General features: G+C 63.9%; 17 protein-coding genes. 6 read left to right on the top strand and 11 right to left on the bottom strand.

The genetic code is table 11. The features are described 5' to 3' along the window. Positions 1–386: 386 nt before the first annotated feature. A complete protein-coding gene (gene gudD / locus INQ47_RS11010) occupies positions 387–1733 on the bottom strand; it encodes a glucarate dehydratase (protein ID WP_404701680.1) in 1347 nt (448 codons plus the stop codon). Positions 1734–1752: 19 nt separating this feature from the next. After that, a complete protein-coding gene (locus tag INQ47_RS11015; protein ID WP_252459144.1) occupies positions 1753–3105 on the bottom strand; it encodes an MFS transporter in 1353 nt (450 codons plus the stop codon). 259 nt (positions 3106–3364) lie between these two features. On the opposite strand from INQ47_RS11015, the gene INQ47_RS11020 reads away from it, so the two are divergent. Next, on the top strand, positions 3365–4066 hold the full coding sequence (locus INQ47_RS11020; protein ID WP_252459143.1) for a FadR/GntR family transcriptional regulator: 702 nt from the start codon (positions 3365–3367) through the stop codon (positions 4064–4066). A gap of 89 nt (positions 4067–4155) precedes the next feature. On the opposite strand, the gene INQ47_RS11025 is transcribed toward INQ47_RS11020, so the two are convergent. The 4 genes from INQ47_RS11025 to INQ47_RS11040 form a co-directional block, all read right to left on the bottom strand. After that, positions 4156–5166 carry an NAD(P)-dependent alcohol dehydrogenase gene (locus INQ47_RS11025; protein WP_252459142.1) on the bottom strand — a complete coding sequence of 337 codons (1011 nt, stop codon included), beginning with the start codon at positions 5164–5166 and terminating at the stop codon, positions 4156–4158. A gap of 163 nt (positions 5167–5329) precedes the next feature. Continuing rightward, positions 5330–5920 (bottom strand): HAD family hydrolase, encoded by a 591-nt coding sequence (locus tag INQ47_RS11030; RefSeq protein WP_404701681.1) that lies wholly within the window; start codon positions 5918–5920, stop codon positions 5330–5332. Next, the gene (gene tesB, locus INQ47_RS11035) at positions 5917–6786 is read right to left on the bottom strand and encodes an acyl-CoA thioesterase II (protein ID WP_003249851.1); all 870 of its coding nucleotides are present in this window, start codon (positions 6784–6786) and stop codon (positions 5917–5919) included. The genes INQ47_RS11030 and tesB overlap by 4 nt, the downstream gene beginning before the upstream one ends. 149 nt (positions 6787–6935) lie before the next feature. Continuing rightward, the gene (locus INQ47_RS11040) at positions 6936–7505 is read right to left on the bottom strand and encodes a GNAT family N-acetyltransferase (protein ID WP_021784365.1); all 570 of its coding nucleotides are present in this window, start codon (positions 7503–7505) and stop codon (positions 6936–6938) included. Between the two features lie 179 nt (positions 7506–7684). On the opposite strand from INQ47_RS11040, the gene INQ47_RS11045 reads away from it, so the two are divergent. The 3 genes from INQ47_RS11045 to INQ47_RS11055 all read left to right on the top strand — a co-directional run bounded on the left by INQ47_RS11045 (position 7685) and on the right by INQ47_RS11055 (position 10769). Further along, on the top strand, positions 7685–8371 hold the full coding sequence (locus tag INQ47_RS11045; protein WP_252459140.1) for a histidine phosphatase family protein: 687 nt from the start codon (positions 7685–7687) through the stop codon (positions 8369–8371). Positions 8372–8464: 93 nt separating this feature from the next. Further along, entirely contained in the window at positions 8465–9379 is a 915-nt protein-coding gene (locus tag INQ47_RS11050; protein WP_021784367.1) for a histone deacetylase, read from the top strand. 148 nt (positions 9380–9527) lie between these two features. Further along, a complete protein-coding gene (locus tag INQ47_RS11055; RefSeq protein WP_404701682.1) occupies positions 9528–10769 on the top strand; it encodes a TIGR03862 family flavoprotein in 1242 nt (413 codons plus the stop codon). Positions 10770–10802: 33 nt separating this feature from the next. Here INQ47_RS11055 and INQ47_RS11060 read toward each other — a convergent pair whose 3' ends face one another. The 5 genes from INQ47_RS11060 to INQ47_RS11080 form a co-directional block, all read right to left on the bottom strand. Continuing rightward, positions 10803–12134 carry a DEAD/DEAH box helicase gene (locus INQ47_RS11060; RefSeq protein ID WP_012053786.1) on the bottom strand — a complete coding sequence of 444 codons (1332 nt, stop codon included), beginning with the start codon at positions 12132–12134 and terminating at the stop codon, positions 10803–10805. A gap of 55 nt (positions 12135–12189) precedes the next feature. Continuing rightward, the gene (yedA, locus tag INQ47_RS11065; RefSeq protein WP_252459137.1) at positions 12190–13110 is read right to left on the bottom strand and encodes a drug/metabolite exporter YedA; all 921 of its coding nucleotides are present in this window, start codon (positions 13108–13110) and stop codon (positions 12190–12192) included. Between the two features lie 136 nt (positions 13111–13246). Beyond that, positions 13247–13858, bottom strand: a complete 612-nt coding sequence (locus INQ47_RS11070; RefSeq protein WP_404701683.1) for a PolC-type DNA polymerase III — start codon at positions 13856–13858, stop codon at positions 13247–13249. Between the two features lie 9 nt (positions 13859–13867). After that, positions 13868–14347: an NYN domain-containing protein gene (locus INQ47_RS11075; RefSeq protein WP_004576858.1), complete on the bottom strand. Its 480-nt coding sequence runs from the start codon at positions 14345–14347 to the stop codon at positions 13868–13870. 160 nt (positions 14348–14507) lie between these two features. After that, positions 14508–15266, bottom strand: coding sequence for a DUF2076 domain-containing protein (locus INQ47_RS11080; RefSeq protein WP_252459135.1), 759 nt, complete (start codon positions 15264–15266; stop codon positions 14508–14510). Between the two features lie 167 nt (positions 15267–15433). Between INQ47_RS11080 and INQ47_RS11085 the strand changes: the two genes are divergently transcribed. Both INQ47_RS11085 and INQ47_RS11090 read left to right on the top strand, forming a co-directional pair. Then, positions 15434–16090, top strand: a complete 657-nt coding sequence (locus INQ47_RS11085) for a YciC family protein (protein ID WP_252459134.1) — start codon at positions 15434–15436, stop codon at positions 16088–16090. 85 nt (positions 16091–16175) lie between these two features. Further along, a complete protein-coding gene (locus INQ47_RS11090) occupies positions 16176–16694 on the top strand; it encodes a hypothetical protein (protein WP_404701684.1) in 519 nt (172 codons plus the stop codon). The last annotated feature ends 54 nt before the right edge of the window (positions 16695–16748 follow it).

Consider the following 16748-nt stretch of genomic DNA (forward strand, 5'->3'; position numbering starts at 1 on the left):
GCAGGGCGGGCTTCATTTAATCCCCGCATGGCTGTGGGGAATTACACGAGAACGCCCCGGAACTGTTCGATCACGACAGGGCATTTCCATCAACGCCAAATGTCGCGAATGGCATATCCGAACGCGCCACAGGCCCAAATGGAGCTTTTATTTTTCATATGAATGTGTGTTGCCTGTGCCGGCCCTTTCGCGGGTGAACCCGCTCCTACGACGGGACGTGGCGACGGTAGCGATTGATGAATGCGGTGGCGGCTGCGGCGGTGAATGACTGGGGGTATTGGCCGGCAGGTCCGGCCTATTCGCGGGTGAACCCGCTCCTACGACGGTGCGTGGCGACACCACCGGTTGATGTAGGAGCGGGCTTGCCCGCGAAGAGGCCAGCAGCCTCAACGCACCAGGCAAGGCCGTTTGTTATCGAAGCTCCAACCCGGAATCAGGAACTGCATCGCCACGCTGTCATCGCGCGCCCCCAGCCCCATGTTGCGGTAGCACTCATGGGCCTTGGCCAGCTGGTCTTCATCCAGTTCCACGCCCAAGCCCGGGCGCGCCGGCACCCGCACATGCCCGTCGACAATGCGCAGCGGCTCACGGGTCAGGCGCTGGCCATCCTGCCAGATCCAGTGGGTGTCGATCGCCGTGATTTCACCCGGCGCCGCAGCCGCTACCTGGGTGAACATCGCCAGCGAAATGTCGAAGTGGTTATTGGAGTGAGAACCCCAGGTCAGCCCCCAGTCGTTGCACATCTGCGCCACCCTTACCGAACCCTGCAAGGTCCAGAAGTGCGGATCGGCCAGCGGAATGTCCACCGACTGCAACTGAATGGCATGGCCCATCTGTCGCCAGTCGGTGGCAATCATGTTGGTCGCGGTAGGCAGGCCGGTGGCGCGGCGGAATTCGGCCATCACCTCGCGGCCCGAGTAACCATTCTCGGCGCCGCACGGGTCTTCGGTGTAGGCCAGTACATCGTGCTTGTCGCGGCACAGGGCGATGGCCTCCTTGAGCGACCACGCGCCATTGGGGTCGAGCGTGATGCGCGCTTCGGGGAAGCGTTCGGCCAGCGCTGTCACGGCCTCCATCTCTTGTTCACCGCGCAGCACGCCGCCCTTGAGCTTGAAGTCGCTGAAGCCATAGCGCGCCTTGGCGGCCTCGGCCAGCCGTACCACTGCTTCCGGGGTCAGGGCCTTTTCGTGGCGCAGGCGGAACCAGTCGTCATCGCTGTCGGCTTCGTTGCGATAAGCCAGGTCGGTCTGCTGGCGGTCGCCGATGTAGAACAGGTAGCCGAGCATCTTCACCGCATCCCGTTGCTGCCCCTCGCCCAGCAGTGCCGCCATCGGCACGTTCAGGTGCTGGCCGAGCAGGTCGAGCAACGCCGACTCGATGGCCGTTACCGCATGCACGGTGATGCGCAGGTCGAAGGTCTGTAGGCCACGGCCTGCCGAGTCGCGGTTGGCGAAGGTCTGGCGCATGGCATTGAGCACACGCTGGTAATGGCCGATCGGCTGGCCGACCACCAGACCGCGGGCGTCCTCCAGAGTCTGGCGAATGTTCTCGCCGCCGGGCACTTCACCCAGGCCGGTATTGCCGGCGCTGTCGCGCAGCACCACTACGTTGCGGGTGAAATACGGGCCATGGGCACCACTGAGGTTGAGCAGCATGCTGTCATGGCCGGCCACGGGGACCACGCGCAGGTCGGTGACCACCGGGGTGCTGGTGTGAAGGGTCTGCATATTCATGAGGGTTGTCTCGCAGTCATCAGTGGGTCTGGCCCAGGGCCGAAGGGGCCTTGAGGTCATCGGAAGGGACGCCCTTGGGGCGAATGCGTACGAAGAAGATGGCAATCGCCGCCAGCACCGAGGTCACCGCCAGGCCGTACAGCCCGCCCTGGATCGAGCCAGTCTGCTGCTCCAGCAAACCGAAGGTGGTGGGGGCAACGAAGCCACCGAGGTTGCCGACCGAGTTGATCAGGGCAATCACCGCCGCAGCGATGCGGGCGTCCAGATAGCCCTGGGGGATTGGCCAGAACAGTGACGACGCTGACTTGAAGCCGATCGCGGCAAAGCACACGGCGACGAAGGCGAACACCGGCCCACCCGTGGTGGACATGAACATGCCCGTGGCAGCGACCAGCAGGGCGCCCGCCACCCAGGCCTGCTGGAACTTCCAGCGAGCGGAACCGGCGGCGAAGGCGTACATGGCCAGGATCGAGATCAGCCAAGGGATCGAGTTGAAGAAACCGACCTGCATGTCACTGAGGTCGCCCATCCGCTTGATGATGCTAGGCAGCCAGAATGTCGCTGCGTAGATGGTCAGCTGGATACAGAAATAGATCAGGCAGAACAGCACGATCTGGCGGTCCTTGAGCAGGCTCCAGGCCGACGGCCTGACCGCGCCGATGGCCTCACGTGCTTGCTGCTCGCGGTCGATGGTGGCAACCAGCGCGGCCTGCTCGGCCTTGCTCAGCCACTTGGCGTCCTGCGGCCTGGAGTCGAGCCAGAAGAATACGAAGAAGCACAGTGCTACCGAGGCCATGCCCTCGATGAACAGCATCCACTGCCAGCCATGCAGGCCCAGGCCCTGGATTTGCATCAACGCCCCGGCCAGCGGCCCGGAAATCAGCGATGCCAGTGCAGAACCGCTGAGGAAGATAGCAATGGCCTTGCCGCGCTCTGCCGCTGGCAGCCAGCGGGTGAAGTAGTAGATCACGCCAGGAAAGAAACCTGCTTCGGCCACCCCGAGCAGAAAACGCAACACGTAGAACTGGGTTTCGTTCTGCACGAAGGCCATGGCCGTGGCCACCAGCCCCCAGGTGAACATGATGCGGGTGAGCCACAGCCGGGCACCGACCTTTTGCAGCAGCATGTTCGAAGGTACTTCGAACAGCGCGTAACCGATGAAGAACAGCCCGGCACCAAAGCCAAAGGCCGCAGCGCTGATGCCCAGGTCGCTTTCCAGGTGCGGGCGGACGAAGCCAATGTTGACGCGGTCGAGGTAGTTGACGATGAACATGATGACGAACAGCGGCAGGACGTGGCGCTTGACCTTGGCCACGGCGCTGGCCAACGCGTCGCCGTCATGCCGGGCAGACGGAGCGAGGGTGTCGTTCACTTGCGAATCTCCCACTAATTGTTTTTGTGCGGGTCGGGTTGTCTGACAGGGAAGTGGGGAGGAGCTTATTCGCAGCGAAGTTGTACGACAAGATCATCAACGTCGGCAAAATAGCAAAATACAAGCTGTCATAATGCCAATTTGATACGAACATGCAAAAACACATCAACTACATGCCGAATTGGATGCGCGAAAATTCGGCAAAAAATATTTCTATCGATTAACTTGTCGTACAAGCAAATCAAGAAGCGGATCACACATGGAACCGGAACACGTTCGCAAACGCGGCCATAGCCGCGCCCATGACCTGGTTTCCAGCCTGACCCAGCAGATTCTGCTGGGCACCTTCAAACCAGGCGACAAACTGCCTTCGGAAAACACCTTGGTGCGCGAGCACGGGGTCAGCCGCACGGTGGTTCGCGAAGCCTTGTCGAAGCTGCAAGCCTCTGGGCTGGTGGAGCCGCGCCACGGTATCGGTACGTTCGTGATGGAGCGCCAGGCCCAGGCCGGCCTGCGCGTTGCCGCGGAGAGCGCGGCGAATGTGCGCGATCTGCTGGAACTGCGTATTGGCCTTGAGGGCCAGGCTGCCGCGCTGGCCGCACTGCGTCGTGATGAGGGGCAACTGGCACGCATGCGCCAGGCACTGGATGACTATCAGGACCTGGCCGCTGCCGGCGACAACTGCATCGAAGCCGACCGGCGCTTTCACCTGCTGATTGCCGAGGCCACCGGTAATCTGTATTTCACCGAGATGCTGCTGCAACTGGGTAACGGCCTGATCCCGCGCAACCGCATGGCCCAGGCCGAGCGCGCGGGGGCCAAGCTGGCGCGGCAAGCGTACCTGGCCAACCTGGAGCATGAGGCGATCCTCAATGCCATCCGCCGACAAGACCCGGATGCGGCGCGGGCGGCGGTGTGCCTGCACCTGTCCAACAGCCGCGACCGGCTACTGCCAGACTGACTGTCAGGCAGTGCAAGGCCTCGGGCTTGATGCTACGAATTAGAGTGGTGTGCAGGGTGGCCGTCACGTCCAGCTACCCTGCCCTCACTTCACCAAGTCAGGCAGATCTTGCCGAAGTGCCGGTTGCTCTCCTGGTAACGGAACGCCTCGACGATCTGTTCCAGCTCGAAATGCTTGTCCACCACCGGCCGCAGGCCGTTGGCGTCGATCGCCCGCACCATCGCCTGCTGCTGCGCTCGGCTGCCGACCAGCACCCCTTGCAGCCGAATCTGCCGCACCAGCGCCTGCACCAGCGGCAACTGCCCGGCCACCCCGGTAAGGATGCCGATCAGCGAAACATGCCCGCCAATGCGCGCAGCAATCATCGACTGCTCCAGCGTCGCCGGGCCGCCTACTTCAATCACATGATCGACACCACGGTTGCCAGTCAGCTCGCGCACCTTCTCACCCCAGGCCGGGGTGCTCCTGTAGTTGATCAGGTGGTCGGCACCCAGGGCCTTCAGGCGCTCCAGCTTGGCATCGCTGGACGAGGTGGCGATCACGGTCGCACCCGCCAGCTTGGCGAACTGCAGGGCGAAAATCGACACACCGCCGGTCCCCTGCACCAGCACCGTGTCGCCGGGTTTGAGGTGATCATCGCTCATCAGCGCGCGCCAGGCGGTAAGGCCGGCGGTGGTCAGGGTGGCAGCCTCGGCATGGCTGAAACCCTGGGGTGCCAGGGTGAATGCGGTGGCGCGGGCGGTCACCTGCTCACGGGCGTAGCCATCGATGCCGTCGCCGGGCACCCTGGCAAAGCCCTCGACATTGGCCTGGCCATCGAGCCAGTCGGGGAAGAAGGTGCTGACCACGTTGTCGCCGACCTGGAACTCAGTGACGCCAGCCCCCACCGCAACCACCTCGCCGGCGCCATCGGCCATGGGGATGCGTCGCTCGCTCGGGCCCCACATGCCGCTAACCACGGCGAAATCGTGGTAGTTGAGGGAACTGGCGTGCAGGCGCACGGTAATCTCGTCGGCTTTGGGGGCCTGGGCCTCGCAGGTGCCGACCTCGACCTTGTCGTAGCCGCCGCCGGGTTGTACGTAGATGGCCTTGCTGCTCATGGGTGGGTCTCCGTATCAGAGCAAAGATGGGGTTCAGCATAGACAGATCCGGCCCTTTCGCGGACACGCCCGCTCCGACAGGGGCACCACAGGCCCCGAGACGTGCGCAATACCTGTGGGAGCGGGCATGCCCGCGAAGAGGCCCGCATTGCCAAAACAAGCGTCAGCCCAGCATCACCTTCAACGCCCGGCAATCCGCCGCATGCCAATCCACCAGCTCTGGCCACGGGTTGTCCGGCAGGTTCACCAGCACCGTGCGTGCCCCCGCCGACCGCCCACAGTCCAGGTCAAAACGGTAATCCCCCACCATCACCAGTTCGCTCGGTGTCACGCCCCAGGCGCTGGCAATCTTCAGCAGCCCATCCGGGCTCGGCTTGGGCGCAGCCTCGTCACGCCCGAGAATGTGTTCCACCGGGAAGCAGTCCGCCAGGCCGATGGCCTCCAGCGTTACATGCGCAAGCTCACGTGCATTGCGGGTCAGAATACCCAGCCGGCACCCGCGCTCGGCCAACTCGCGCACCAGTTCCACCGCCCCGGTGGCCGCCGTGGAGGCCGTTGCCAGGTCCCTTTCATGTTCCAGCAACCAGGCATGCTTGGCCGCCGCTTCCGCCGCCGGCAAGGCCGCCAGGTGGGTGAGGATGTCGTGTTCGGCCGGGATGTCCAGCGCCACCCGAATGGCGGCGAAGTCGTGCACGGCCACGGTCAGGGTGCCGTCCATGTCGAACACCCAGTTGCGCACTTCGCCCAGGCTCATGCCCAGTCCTTGCGATGGCGAATCAGGCCTTCCTGGCTCGACGATGCCACCAGCTGCCCGGCCTGGTTGAAAATGCTGCCGCGGCAGAAGCCACGGGAGTTGCCGGCCCAGGGGCTATCGGTGGCGTACAGCAGCCACTCGTCGGCGCGCAGGTTGCCGTGAAACCACAGCGAATGGTCGAGGCTGGCGATCTGCATGTCGCGCTGCCACACCGATTTGCCATGGGGCAGCAACGCCGTGGTCAGCAGGCCGAAGTCCGAGGCGTAGGCCAGCATGTACTTGTGCAGGGCAGGCACGTCAGGCAGGTTGCCGTCGGCGCGGAACCAGGCGTATTTCACCGGGTCGCCCGGCTTGGGGTTGAACGGGTCGCGCTCGGTGACCGGGCGGATCTCGATCGGCTTGGCGCACAGCACCTTGTCGCGGATGCGCTCGGGCAACTGGTCGGCCATGGCACGGGCCAGTTCGACTTCGGTAGGCAGGTTTTCCGGGCCGACCACGTCAGGCATCTGCGCCTGGTGCTCGAAGCCTTCCTCGTCGTACTGGAACGACGCGCTGCAGGTGAAAATGGTCTGGCCCTTCTGGATCGCCGTCACCCGCCGTGTACTGAAGCTGCCGCCATCGCGCACGCGGTCTACCGAGTACACCACTGGAAGGCTGGCATCGCCCGGGCGCAGGAAGTAGCCGTGCAACGAATGCACATGGCGCGCGTCCTCGACTGTCTGACTGGCAGCCGACAACGACTGGCCCAGCACCTGCCCACCGTAAAGCTGGCGGAAGCCCAGGTCCTGGCTACGTCCACGGAACAGGTTCTCCTCGATGGATTCGAGGCTCAACAGGTCGACCAGGTCGTCCAACACATGACTCATCGGGGGATCTCCGTAGGAGCGAGCCTAGCTCGCGATGCGCCGCCCGAGCGGCGCTCGATTTCACAGGCGCTGAACGTGTTACGGGCAAGCGCCTTCCAAGTAGGCAAATGATACAGCGTTTGTCATTCGTGCCGGGCATGGCCGTGCATTCAGGCGCGCAGGGTGCGCTCCCAGTGCGCGCGGTCAATGCGGTACAACACATGCGGGCGCAGTGGGTGGCCAGTGGGCAGGCGGGGGTGCTCGAAACTGCCGTGTGGGTCCTGCTGCATGCCGATGGCCTGCATGACCTTCTGCGACGGCAGGTTGCATTCGCTAGTGAATGACACGACCTCCTCCAGGCGCAATTGGGCAAAAGCACAACGCAGGCAGGTCCACGCCGCTTCGCTGGCAAAGCCAAGGCCCCAGTGGCGACGGGCCAGGCGCCAGCCAATCTCTACGGCGGGGGTGAAATCGGCGTCAAAGCCCACGTGCAGCAAGCCAGTCATGCCGATGAACGCGCCGCTGTCCTTGCGCTCCAGAGCCCACAAACCAAAACCGTATTCATTGAAGTGCCCACGCACCCGGCCGATCAACGCAGCAGCCTCAAGACGCGTCAACGGCGCCGGAAAGTAACGCATTACCTGCGGGTCGGCGCACAGTGCGGCGAACTCGCGCAGGTCGTCGTCATGCCATTGGCGCAGCACCAGCCGTGCGCTTTCCAGTTCAAGAATAGGGGTCATCGGGCCTGCTCCGGTTTTGCCGTGTTGCAGTTTACAGCGTAGGCGCGGGCGCGGGTTTCACCCAGCCGGCACTAGCCAAATGCAATTTTCACACGCCCTTCACCGGCCCCCGACAGGCCACTTGGCAGGATGCCGCCATCCCTGCCGTGCCAAGCACGGCCATGCCAACGGAGCCACGCATGCAATCGAGCAATACCCTGGGGCACTCTGCCATTCACGCCCGGCGCAAGCGACGCCTGACCCGCAAAGCCCTCGGAGCCGCCCTGGGCCTGTGCATGGTCGTGGCGGCGTTGACCACCTGGCTGGCGACGAGGACGCATATCGTGGACCTTGGCAACGAGCAACAACTGAGTGACAGCGGCCTGCTGCAGGACTGGGCCGACGGTGCGGTGATCGTGATGATCCGCCACGCTGAACGCTGCGATAGCGCCCCCGGCCCTTGCCTGGACGACCCTACGGGTATCACCCTGAGCGGTAGCCAGGCCGCTGCCCGCGTTGGCCAGGGGCTGCACCGGCTGGGCCTGAACAACGCCGACTTGCTCACCAGCCCGAAACTGCGCACCCGGCAAACCGCGCACTTCATCCTCGGCCAGGCGGTGGCCAGCGAAGACTGGCTGGAAAGCTGCGATAGCCAGTTCGCCAACGAAGCGCTTGCGCACAAACGCGCGGGCCACAACCTGGTGCTGGTGACTCACAACGGCTGCATCGACCACTTTGCCCGCCAGCAGCACGTTGCCGGCGGCGAACGTCAAAGCAACTATGCCAGCGCCCTGTTCGTATCGGTGGATAGCAATGGCAAGGCCCGCATCCTGGGGCGCCTGAACGAACCGGACTGGCAACGGGTACTGGCCAGCGCCGCAAAGTGATGCGGGCCACAGCAATCCCGTGCAGGCGATTGAGCAGCAAAGCTGGCCCGGCCATGGCAAGATCAGGACCTGGCCCTGCTTACGACCTCAACCATGCCGTTGCCGCTGATCTACCACGAAGATTACAGCCCGGAGTTCCCCGCTGAACACCGCTTCCCGATGGACAAGTTCCGACTGCTGCACGACCACCTGGTCGGCAGCGGGCTGACCACCGACCAGGCCCTGCTGCGCCCGGACATCTGCCCCAACGACATCCTCGCCCTGGCCCATGACCGCAGCTACATAGAGCGCTACATGAACGGCGAGTTGTCGCGCGAGGACCAGCGCCGCCTCGGTCTGCCCTGGAGCGAGGCCCTGGCCCGGCGTACCGTGCGCGCCGTCGGCGGCTCACTGCTGACTGCCGAGATGGCGTTGCAGCACGGCATCGCCTGCCACCTCGCCGGTGGCACCCATCACGCCCATTACGACCACCCCGCCGGCTTCTGCATTTTCAACGACCTGGCGGTCATCAGCCGCTACCTGCTGGAAGCAGGCCGGGTACACCGGGTGCTGATCTTCGACTGCGACGTGCACCAGGGTGACGGCACCGCGCGCATCCTGCACGACACGCCCGAGGCCATCACCGTGTCGCTGCACTGCGAACAGAATTTCCCCGCCCGCAAGGCACAAAGCGACTGGGACATCCCCCTGCCCCGAGGCATGGGCGACGCGGCCTACCTGAAGGTGGTGGACGATGCCCTCAACTACCTGCTGCCGCTTTATCAACCCGACCTGGTGTTGTATGACGCCGGTGTCGATGTGCACAAGGACGACGCCCTAGGCTACCTGCAGCTGACCGACGCAGGCGTTGCCGCCCGTGACGAAGCCGTGCTGCGCCACTGCCTGGGCCGCGATATCCCGGTGGTGGGCGTGATCGGCGGAGGCTACAGCAAGGACCGCACAGCCCTGGCCAAACGCCACGGCATCCTTCACCACAGCGCGGCACGTGTCATGGGTTGTTCACAATGACTGTGGAACCGCTTGTGGATAACCTGCGCGAAAGGCGCTGTAGCCCTTTACTGGCAAGGCCTGCGTGACGCTGGCTATTTTTTGACCAGTGCTTCCGTGGGCAGCGCTGCGGTAGAATGCGCCTCTTTTCCACAGCCTGCTGCCCACCATGCCCGATCTGAACCCCGCATCCCCTCCCCCCGCTGTCGTCATCGGTGGCGGCCCCGCCGGCCTGATGGCTGCCGAAGCACTGGCCAATGCAGGCCTGGCGGTCGAGGTGTTCGATGCCATGCCTTCGGTTGGGCGCAAGTTCCTGCTGGCGGGTGTAGGCGGCATGAACATCACCCATTCCGAGCCCTACCCAGCGTTCGTGGCCCGCTATGCCGAACGCCAGGGCGAAATCGAGGCCCTGCTACGCGACTTCGATGCTGACGCGTTGCGCCAGTGGATTCATGGTTTGGGCATCGAAACCTTCGTCGGCACCTCGGGCCGGGTATTCCCCACCGACATGAAAGCCGCACCGTTGCTGCGTGCCTGGCTCAAGCGCTTGCGCGACAACGGAGTGGTTATCCACACCCGCCATCGCTGGTTGGGCTGGAGCACCGATGGCAGCCTGCGAATTGCTTATCCACAGGGCGAACGGCAGGTGAAAGCCTCGGTCGTGGTGCTGGCGCTGGGTGGCGCCAGCTGGGCGCGCTTGGGTTCTGACGGCAGCTGGCAACCGCTGCTGGCAGAACGGGCTGTGGATATCTCGCCTTTGCAGCCGAGCAACTGCGGTTTTGAAGTAGAGGGCTGGAGCGCGCTGCTCAAGGACAAGTTCGCGGGCGCACCGCTGAAGAACATCGCCCTCAGTGTCCCGGGCAGCGCACCGCGCAAGGGCGAGTTCATCCTCACCGCTCAAGGTGTGGAAGGCAGCCTGGTGTATGCCTGGTCGGCACCGGTACGCGAGGCCATCCACCGTGAAGGCCGTGGGGTGTTGTTGCTCGACCTGCTGCCGGACAAGCCTGTGGACAAGATTGCCCAGGCACTGGCCAGACCACGCGGTTCACGCTCCATGGCCAAGCACCTGCACAGCCAGCTGGGGATTGATGGGGTCAAGGCAGCACTGCTGCGCGAGCTGACGGATCCGGCGACCTTTACCGACGTTGATGCCTTGGCTCGAGCCATCAAGGCATTGCCCATCACCCTGGTACGCACGCGGCCGCTGGATGAAGCGATCAGCAGTGCCGGCGGGGTCCGCTTCGAGGGACTGGATGAGGGGTTGATGGTCAAGGCCGTGCCGGGGGTGTTCTGTGCCGGCGAGATGCTGGACTGGGAGGCGCCAACCGGGGGTTATCTGCTCACGGCGTGCTTTGCCAGCGGCTTGCGCGCCGGGCGGGCAGCGGCGGATTGGCTGATGCGGTCAGCCTGATGGATTGCGGGGCCGCAAAGCGGCCCCAATACCTCAAGGCTTACGCTTGCGCGGCCCACCATTGAAGCTCGGCACCTTGCGTACAGCCTTCACCGCCGGTTCCGCGCTGCCGGCTTCAGTGCTGTCCATCCAACGCCCAAGCCCGCGCTTGGCGCTGTTTTCTTTCGGCTTCTTGGGCTTCTTCGGTTTCTTGATAACCTGCCCGCTGGCATCGGTCATCGGCACCCGGTGCTCGGGGATGAAATCCGGCTCTTCATGACGCGGCAGGGTCTGCCGGGTCAGCACCTCGATCGCCGCCAGCAGTTGCACTTCATCCGCACACACCAGCGAAATCGCCTCGCCCTTGTTGCCCGCCCGCCCGGTACGCCCGATGCGGTGCACGTAGTCTTCGGCAACGATCGGCAGGTCGAGGTTGACGACCAGCGGCAAGTCATCGATATCCAGGCCACGGGCCGCCACATCGGTCGCCACCAGCACTTGCACCTCACGGGCCTTGAAGCTGTCAAGCGCACGCTGGCGGGTCGCCTGTGGGCGATCACCGTGGATGCCATCGGCATTCACGCCTTCAGCCAGCAAGCGCTCCACCAGTTGGTCGACGCCATTGCGGGTCTTGGCGAACACCAGCACCTGCTTCCAGCGCTGTTTGCGCAGCAGGTGACAGAACAGGTCGGCCTTGCGCTTCTTGTCCACAGGCACCAGCCACTGCTTGACGCTGGTGGCCGTGGCGTTGCGCGGGCTCACTTCGATACTGAGCGGGTCATTCAGCGCCAGCCCCGCCAGCATGCGAATCTGATCAGAGAAAGTGGCAGAGAACAGCAGCGTCTGGCGCTTGCGCGGCAGTGCCGCATACACCGACTGCAGCTCTTCGGCAAAGCCCAGGTCAAGCATGCGGTCGGCTTCATCCAGCACCAGGGTCTGTACCTGGTTGAATTTGACTGCGTTCTGCCGGAACAAGTCGAGCAAGCGACCTGGGGTAGCCACCAGCAGGTCGACCCCACGGCGCAGGCGCATCATCTGAGGGTTGATACTGACCCCGCCATACACCGCGTAAGTACTCAGCGGCAGGTTCTCGGCGTATTCACGCACGTTGTTGTGCACCTGCTCGGCCAGCTCGCGGGTGGGTACCAGCACCAAGGCGCGGATCGAGTTGCTGGCCACCTTCTCGCCCTCCAGCGCCAGGCGCTGCAGCACAGGCAGGGCGAAGCCTGCGGTCTTGCCGGTACCGGTCTGGGCTGCGGCCATCAGGTCGCGGCCGGCCAGCACGGCGGGGATGGCTTTGGCCTGCACCGGGGTCGGGGTGGTGTAGTCCAGTTGCTGCAGCGTGCGCAGCAGCGGTTCGATCAGGCCGAGTTTGGCGAAATTCATGGCAATACCGTCAGGGGGTTCAGCGAAGGCGGCAAGTTTACCGCATCGCCCCTGCCTACTTGCAGATTTCACCTTTCAACGGTGGCACAGTTACAGGCGCCTTGCGCCACTGCGGCAGGCCGATCAGCACCACCGCGCCGATGATCACTGCCATCGCCACGCACTCTTCAGCGCCAATCTGCTCACCGGCAAAGACGATACCCAACAGCACCGCCACCGCCGGGTTGACGTAGGCGTAGCTGGTGGCCGCTGCTGGGCGCACGTGCTTGAGCAGGTACATGTAGGCACTGAACGCCAGGATCGAACCGAAGCACACCAGGTAGGCTAGCGCACCCCAGCCAGCAGCGGTCGGCAGCTGTGTCATGCGTTCGCCCGACAGCACACTGCCCAGCAACAGCACCGCACCACCGACCAGCATTTCCGCTGCGCTGGCCATCGGCCCCTGGGGCAGTGGCAAGGTCTTGCTCCACACCGAGCCGAATGCCCAGGACGCCGCCGCGAAGATGATCAGCGCCGCTCCTATCGGGCTTGCCTGCAGGTTGGAACCCAGGTTCAGCAGGCCGATGCCCACCAGCCCAAGGGCGATCCCCGCCCATTCCAGCTTCGAATTGCGGTGCCCGAACAACAGGCCGAACAGCAAGGTGAACAGTGGTACCGTCGCCACCGCCAAAGCCGCCACGCCCGAAGCCACACCGGCATGCTCGGCCACGGTCACCCCGCCGTTGCCACAGCTGAGCAGCAAGAAACCGATCGCCCCTGCCGCCCGCCATTGCGGCCAGGTAGGCGCCGGCACGCCGCGCCAACGCAGGAAGCCGTACAGCAGGCCCCCGGCGATCAGGAAGCGCACCCCGGCCATGAGCATCGGAGGCCAGCTCTCGACGCCGATGCGAATGAACAGGTAAGTGGAACCCCAGACCAGATAAAGGGCCAGGAAGGCGCCAATCAGCAACAGCGGGAAACGACGGGAGGCAGGCATGGGGAAAACTCGAAATCCGTTTACGGGTGGCTCAGTTTAACGGCCTGCCTGGGTGAAGGGACGTTACAGAACGGGTGCAAATGAGCGGCACAATTCTGGTGCGTGCGGCGTAGGCGACACCCCAGACGATCACCTGCTAGCCCTGACGATACTTGGCCAGCGCTTCGCGCACCTTCGCAGCTGGGGTTTTCTGCAGCCGGCAAAGCAGATCGTGCGAGAGCTGCTGAACCCCGTGGTCCTGGTGCAACACACCCGCCAGATGCTGCAGCAGGTTGGCGGCCATTTCGGCATCGGCCATGGCCCGGTGCGCGGTGCCCGTGTCAGGCAACCCAGCCCAGCGTGTCAAAGTGCCCAGCTTGTGGTTCGGCGCCGCGGGCAGCAGGCGCCGTGACAGCAACAAGGAACACGCGAAGGGCTGACTGCGGCTGCGGCCAATACGGCCCAGCTCATAGTCCCAGAACTTCTGGTCGAAAGCAGCGTTGTGCGCCAACAGTGGGGTGCTACCAACGAACTCGGCCACCTCGTTCATTACTTTGTCCACCGGCGGCGCACCACGCAGCATGGCGGTGGTGATGCCGGTCAGCCCTGCGACGAAGGCAGGCACCGGCACGCCGGCGTTCATCAGGCTCTGGTAGCGCTCGACAATGCGGCCACCCTCAAGCATTACCACCGCCACCTCGGTGGCACGGCAGCCGGTACCGGGGGAAATGCCGGTGGTTTCAAAGTCGATGACAGCGATACGTTCCATGAAAAGACCTTAGTGTTTAAGCAACAGCGCGCCTTCGATGGGCACATAACGGGTGGCAGCACGAATCAGTGACAATGCCGTCAGCCCCGGCACGCCATACACCACCGCTTCGGTGCCATGACGCTGGATTACCCGCTCCAGCAGCAGGTCGAAATCACCGTCACCGGAGGCCAGCACCACCTGGTCGACCCGGCTGGCCGCGTCGATCACATCCAGGGTAATGCCCACATCCCAGTCGCCTTTGGCCGAGCCATCGCTGCGCTGGATGAACGGTTTGAGGCGCACATCGAAACCGAGGTTGCGCAAGATCTGCTGGAATTGCTGCTGTTTGCTGTCGCCACGGTCGATGGCATAGGCCACGGCCTCGACGATCTGGCCTTCGCGGCTGACGTCGGCCCACAGGGCGGTGTAGTTGAAATGGCAGCCGTGGGCCTGGCGCACGGTGTAGTAGAGGTTCTGCACATCGGCGAACAACGCGATCTTTTTCACCTGGGAACCTTATTTATGGCCTGGAGTGCTGGGGGGCTGCTCCGCTGCCCTTCGCGGGCAAGCCCGCTCCCACAGGTATCGCGCGTACATCTGTGAGAGCGGGCGTGCCCGCGAAGGGGCGCAAAGCGCCCCCGGAAATGCCAGCAGTATGCCAGACCTGTCAGACGAACGAGTCGTCGTCCGAGAAGAACCCGCCATCATCGCTGCCGTAATCACTGTCAGCGTAACCGCCCTGGTCACTGCCCCAGCCACCGTTGTCAGCCACTTGCTGCTGCCCGCCCTGATCGTTCCAGCCGCCACTGTCACTGGCTGGCACCGGCTCTTCCTTGATGACCTCGACCACTTCCTCCGGTTGCGAGTTGTGGTTGAACAGGCTGCTGATACCCTGCGCCAGCAACACACCACCGGCCACGCCGGCGGCAGTCTGCATGGCCCCGCCAAGGAAGCTGCTGGCCCCACTGCGCGCAGGCGCGGCGCCATAGCCAGGCTGCGGCGCCTGAGGCTGTGCGAAACCAGGTGCCGACGGCTCGCGCCAGCCACCACCGGACGCTACCGGGGGCGCCGAAGGACGCGGTGGCTGCGCCGCCGGGGCCGCGTTGCGCCCACCCGAACCAAAGATGCCGGACAAGAAACCACCCCCGCCATTGCTCGGCGCACTGCTGGCGGCTTGTGCCGCCTGAGCCTGGGCACGGGCCTGCTGCAGCTCGGCTTCCAGCTGCTTGTTCTGTTCGTCGAGGCGCTTTATCGCGGCCTCCTGCACCAAAATCGCCTGGGCCATGTAGTAAGGCGCTGCCGGTTGCTGACGCACATGCTGCTCGATGCACGCCTGGGCTTGTGCGTCACGTGGCTGGCTCGGGTCTTCGGCTTGCTTGAGGCGGCCGAACAGGCCGTCGATAAGGGTTTGTTCTTCAGTGTTCATGGGGCGACCTCGTGGGGTAGCGGGACAACGGACAGCGTCAAAGATGGGGCGCACAGGCGCGGGATTCAATCACTGTTGCGGTGAAACTTTTTTCAGCAAGTGACAGCCCCAGGCCTGCTTTGGGCTAAAGTTAGGCCCCTGTTTTTACTGCCATGCGATGTTGACTGATGAATCCGCTGAGCGTTCTGCGCGACTCCCTGTACTTCTTCCGCCGTCACCTGCCAAACATCCTCCAGCTGTGCCTGCCGCTGGTGGTGGTGGAAGCCCTGCTCACCCAATTGCTGTACCGGCAGATGGGCGACCAGGCATCACCGGCCTACGGCATGCTGGTCAGCCTGTTGTTCTACCCGCTGTACAGCGCAGCCCTGATCCTGTACCTGGACACACGCAGCAATGGCCAGGAAATCGCCAAGCGCGACCTGTTCGCCCGCGCCCTGCAGCTGTGGCCGCAGTTGGCCCTGCTGATCCTGATCAGCTCGCTATTGATCATGGCCGGCCTTGCGCTGTTCATCTTCCCGGGGGTGTGGATCATGATCAACCTGGTGTTCGCCGAGTACCTGCTGGTACTGCGCGGCCGGCCGGTGGTGCAGGCGATGCGCGAAAGCGCAAGCATGACCACCGGGCACTTCATGCGCATCATGATCTGCGTTGTAGGCGTGCTGGCGCCGATCTGGCTGATCGACGGGCTGCTGCTGATGGCCTTCCCCGAGCCATCACCTGGGATGGAACTGGCCATGGACAGCCTCAGCGGCTTCCTGCAACTGTTCAGCACCGTGGTGCTGTATCGCCTGTTCATGTTGCTGGAAGGCGAAGCCGGCACCTGAGGCCACCGGGGAATGTTTTCGATCTGACGGCTACCCAGCCTTGGCGCCAGAGTGCACACCCTCAACACCATTCAAGGAGTGCACCATGAACGAAGACATTCAGGCCGGGTACGCCCGGTCATTTCGCGGCCAGCTGTACATGCGCGCCCTCCACCGGGACATCCCGCTGCGACTCAGCCGCAGTACAGACAAGTTCGGCTGGGGCATTACCCCCGAGGATGACTGGTTACAGGCGGGGGGAAGGCAGGACTCGCCGGTGATGGACTTTCATTACCACTCGCGGACCAACGATCGCCTGCACTACCGCATCAGCATGCCAGGGCGCCCGGAGACCAAGAAGCTAGGACTCAGCCGCAATGGCTATCTGGGCTTTTACTGGCATGCAGATGTTAGCCAATACTGGAAAATCGAGCCGCTGGCGCTGACAGATGAAGGCCTTGTCTGCCATCTGCGCGACCAGCGAGGCTACAGGGTCGGCGCCCTCAAGGATACGCCGCACAGGAGTGGGGAGTGGGTAGCCTTGCTCAACGTCGAGGAAGGCGAAGTGATCACCTTCCTGCTGAAGCAGGCAGATCAAGCCTCACTGACGGGGGCAATACGATGAATGGCACGACCACTGACACGGCGTGGCCAGAGCGTTATTCTTTTGGCCTGCCGC

Origin of the sequence: Pseudomonas sp. 3HC3 (genome assembly GCF_044904505.1) — a bacterium.
GTDB lineage: Bacteria > Pseudomonadota > Gammaproteobacteria > Pseudomonadales > Pseudomonadaceae > Aquipseudomonas > Aquipseudomonas putida_Y.

Coding starts and splice junctions, on each gene's coding strand:
- INQ47_RS11090 (WP_404701684.1), top strand. CDS start 16,176: ATGAACGAAGACATTCAGGCCGGGTACGCCCGGTCATTTCGCGGCCAG.
- INQ47_RS11085 (WP_252459134.1), top strand. CDS start 15,434: ATGAATCCGCTGAGCGTTCTGCGCGACTCCCTGTACTTCTTCCGCCGT.
- INQ47_RS11045 (WP_252459140.1), top strand. CDS start 7,685: ATGCAATCGAGCAATACCCTGGGGCACTCTGCCATTCACGCCCGGCGC.
- INQ47_RS11060 (WP_012053786.1), bottom strand. CDS start 12,134: ATGAATTTCGCCAAACTCGGCCTGATCGAACCGCTGCTGCGCACGCTG.
- INQ47_RS11055 (WP_404701682.1), top strand. CDS start 9,528: ATGCCCGATCTGAACCCCGCATCCCCTCCCCCCGCTGTCGTCATCGGT.
- INQ47_RS11070 (WP_404701683.1), bottom strand. CDS start 13,858: ATGGAACGTATCGCTGTCATCGACTTTGAAACCACCGGCATTTCCCCC.
- INQ47_RS11040 (WP_021784365.1), bottom strand. CDS start 7,505: ATGACCCCTATTCTTGAACTGGAAAGCGCACGGCTGGTGCTGCGCCAA.
- INQ47_RS11030 (WP_404701681.1), bottom strand. CDS start 5,920: ATGAGCCTGGGCGAAGTGCGCAACTGGGTGTTCGACATGGACGGCACC.
- gudD (WP_404701680.1), bottom strand. CDS start 1,733: ATGAATATGCAGACCCTTCACACCAGCACCCCGGTGGTCACCGACCTG.
- INQ47_RS11080 (WP_252459135.1), bottom strand. CDS start 15,266: ATGAACACTGAAGAACAAACCCTTATCGACGGCCTGTTCGGCCGCCTC.
- INQ47_RS11025 (WP_252459142.1), bottom strand. CDS start 5,166: ATGAGCAGCAAGGCCATCTACGTACAACCCGGCGGCGGCTACGACAAG.
- INQ47_RS11050 (WP_021784367.1), top strand. CDS start 8,465: ATGCCGTTGCCGCTGATCTACCACGAAGATTACAGCCCGGAGTTCCCC.
- INQ47_RS11020 (WP_252459143.1), top strand. CDS start 3,365: ATGGAACCGGAACACGTTCGCAAACGCGGCCATAGCCGCGCCCATGAC.
- tesB (WP_003249851.1), bottom strand. CDS start 6,786: ATGAGTCATGTGTTGGACGACCTGGTCGACCTGTTGAGCCTCGAATCC.
- yedA (WP_252459137.1), bottom strand. CDS start 13,110: ATGCCTGCCTCCCGTCGTTTCCCGCTGTTGCTGATTGGCGCCTTCCTG.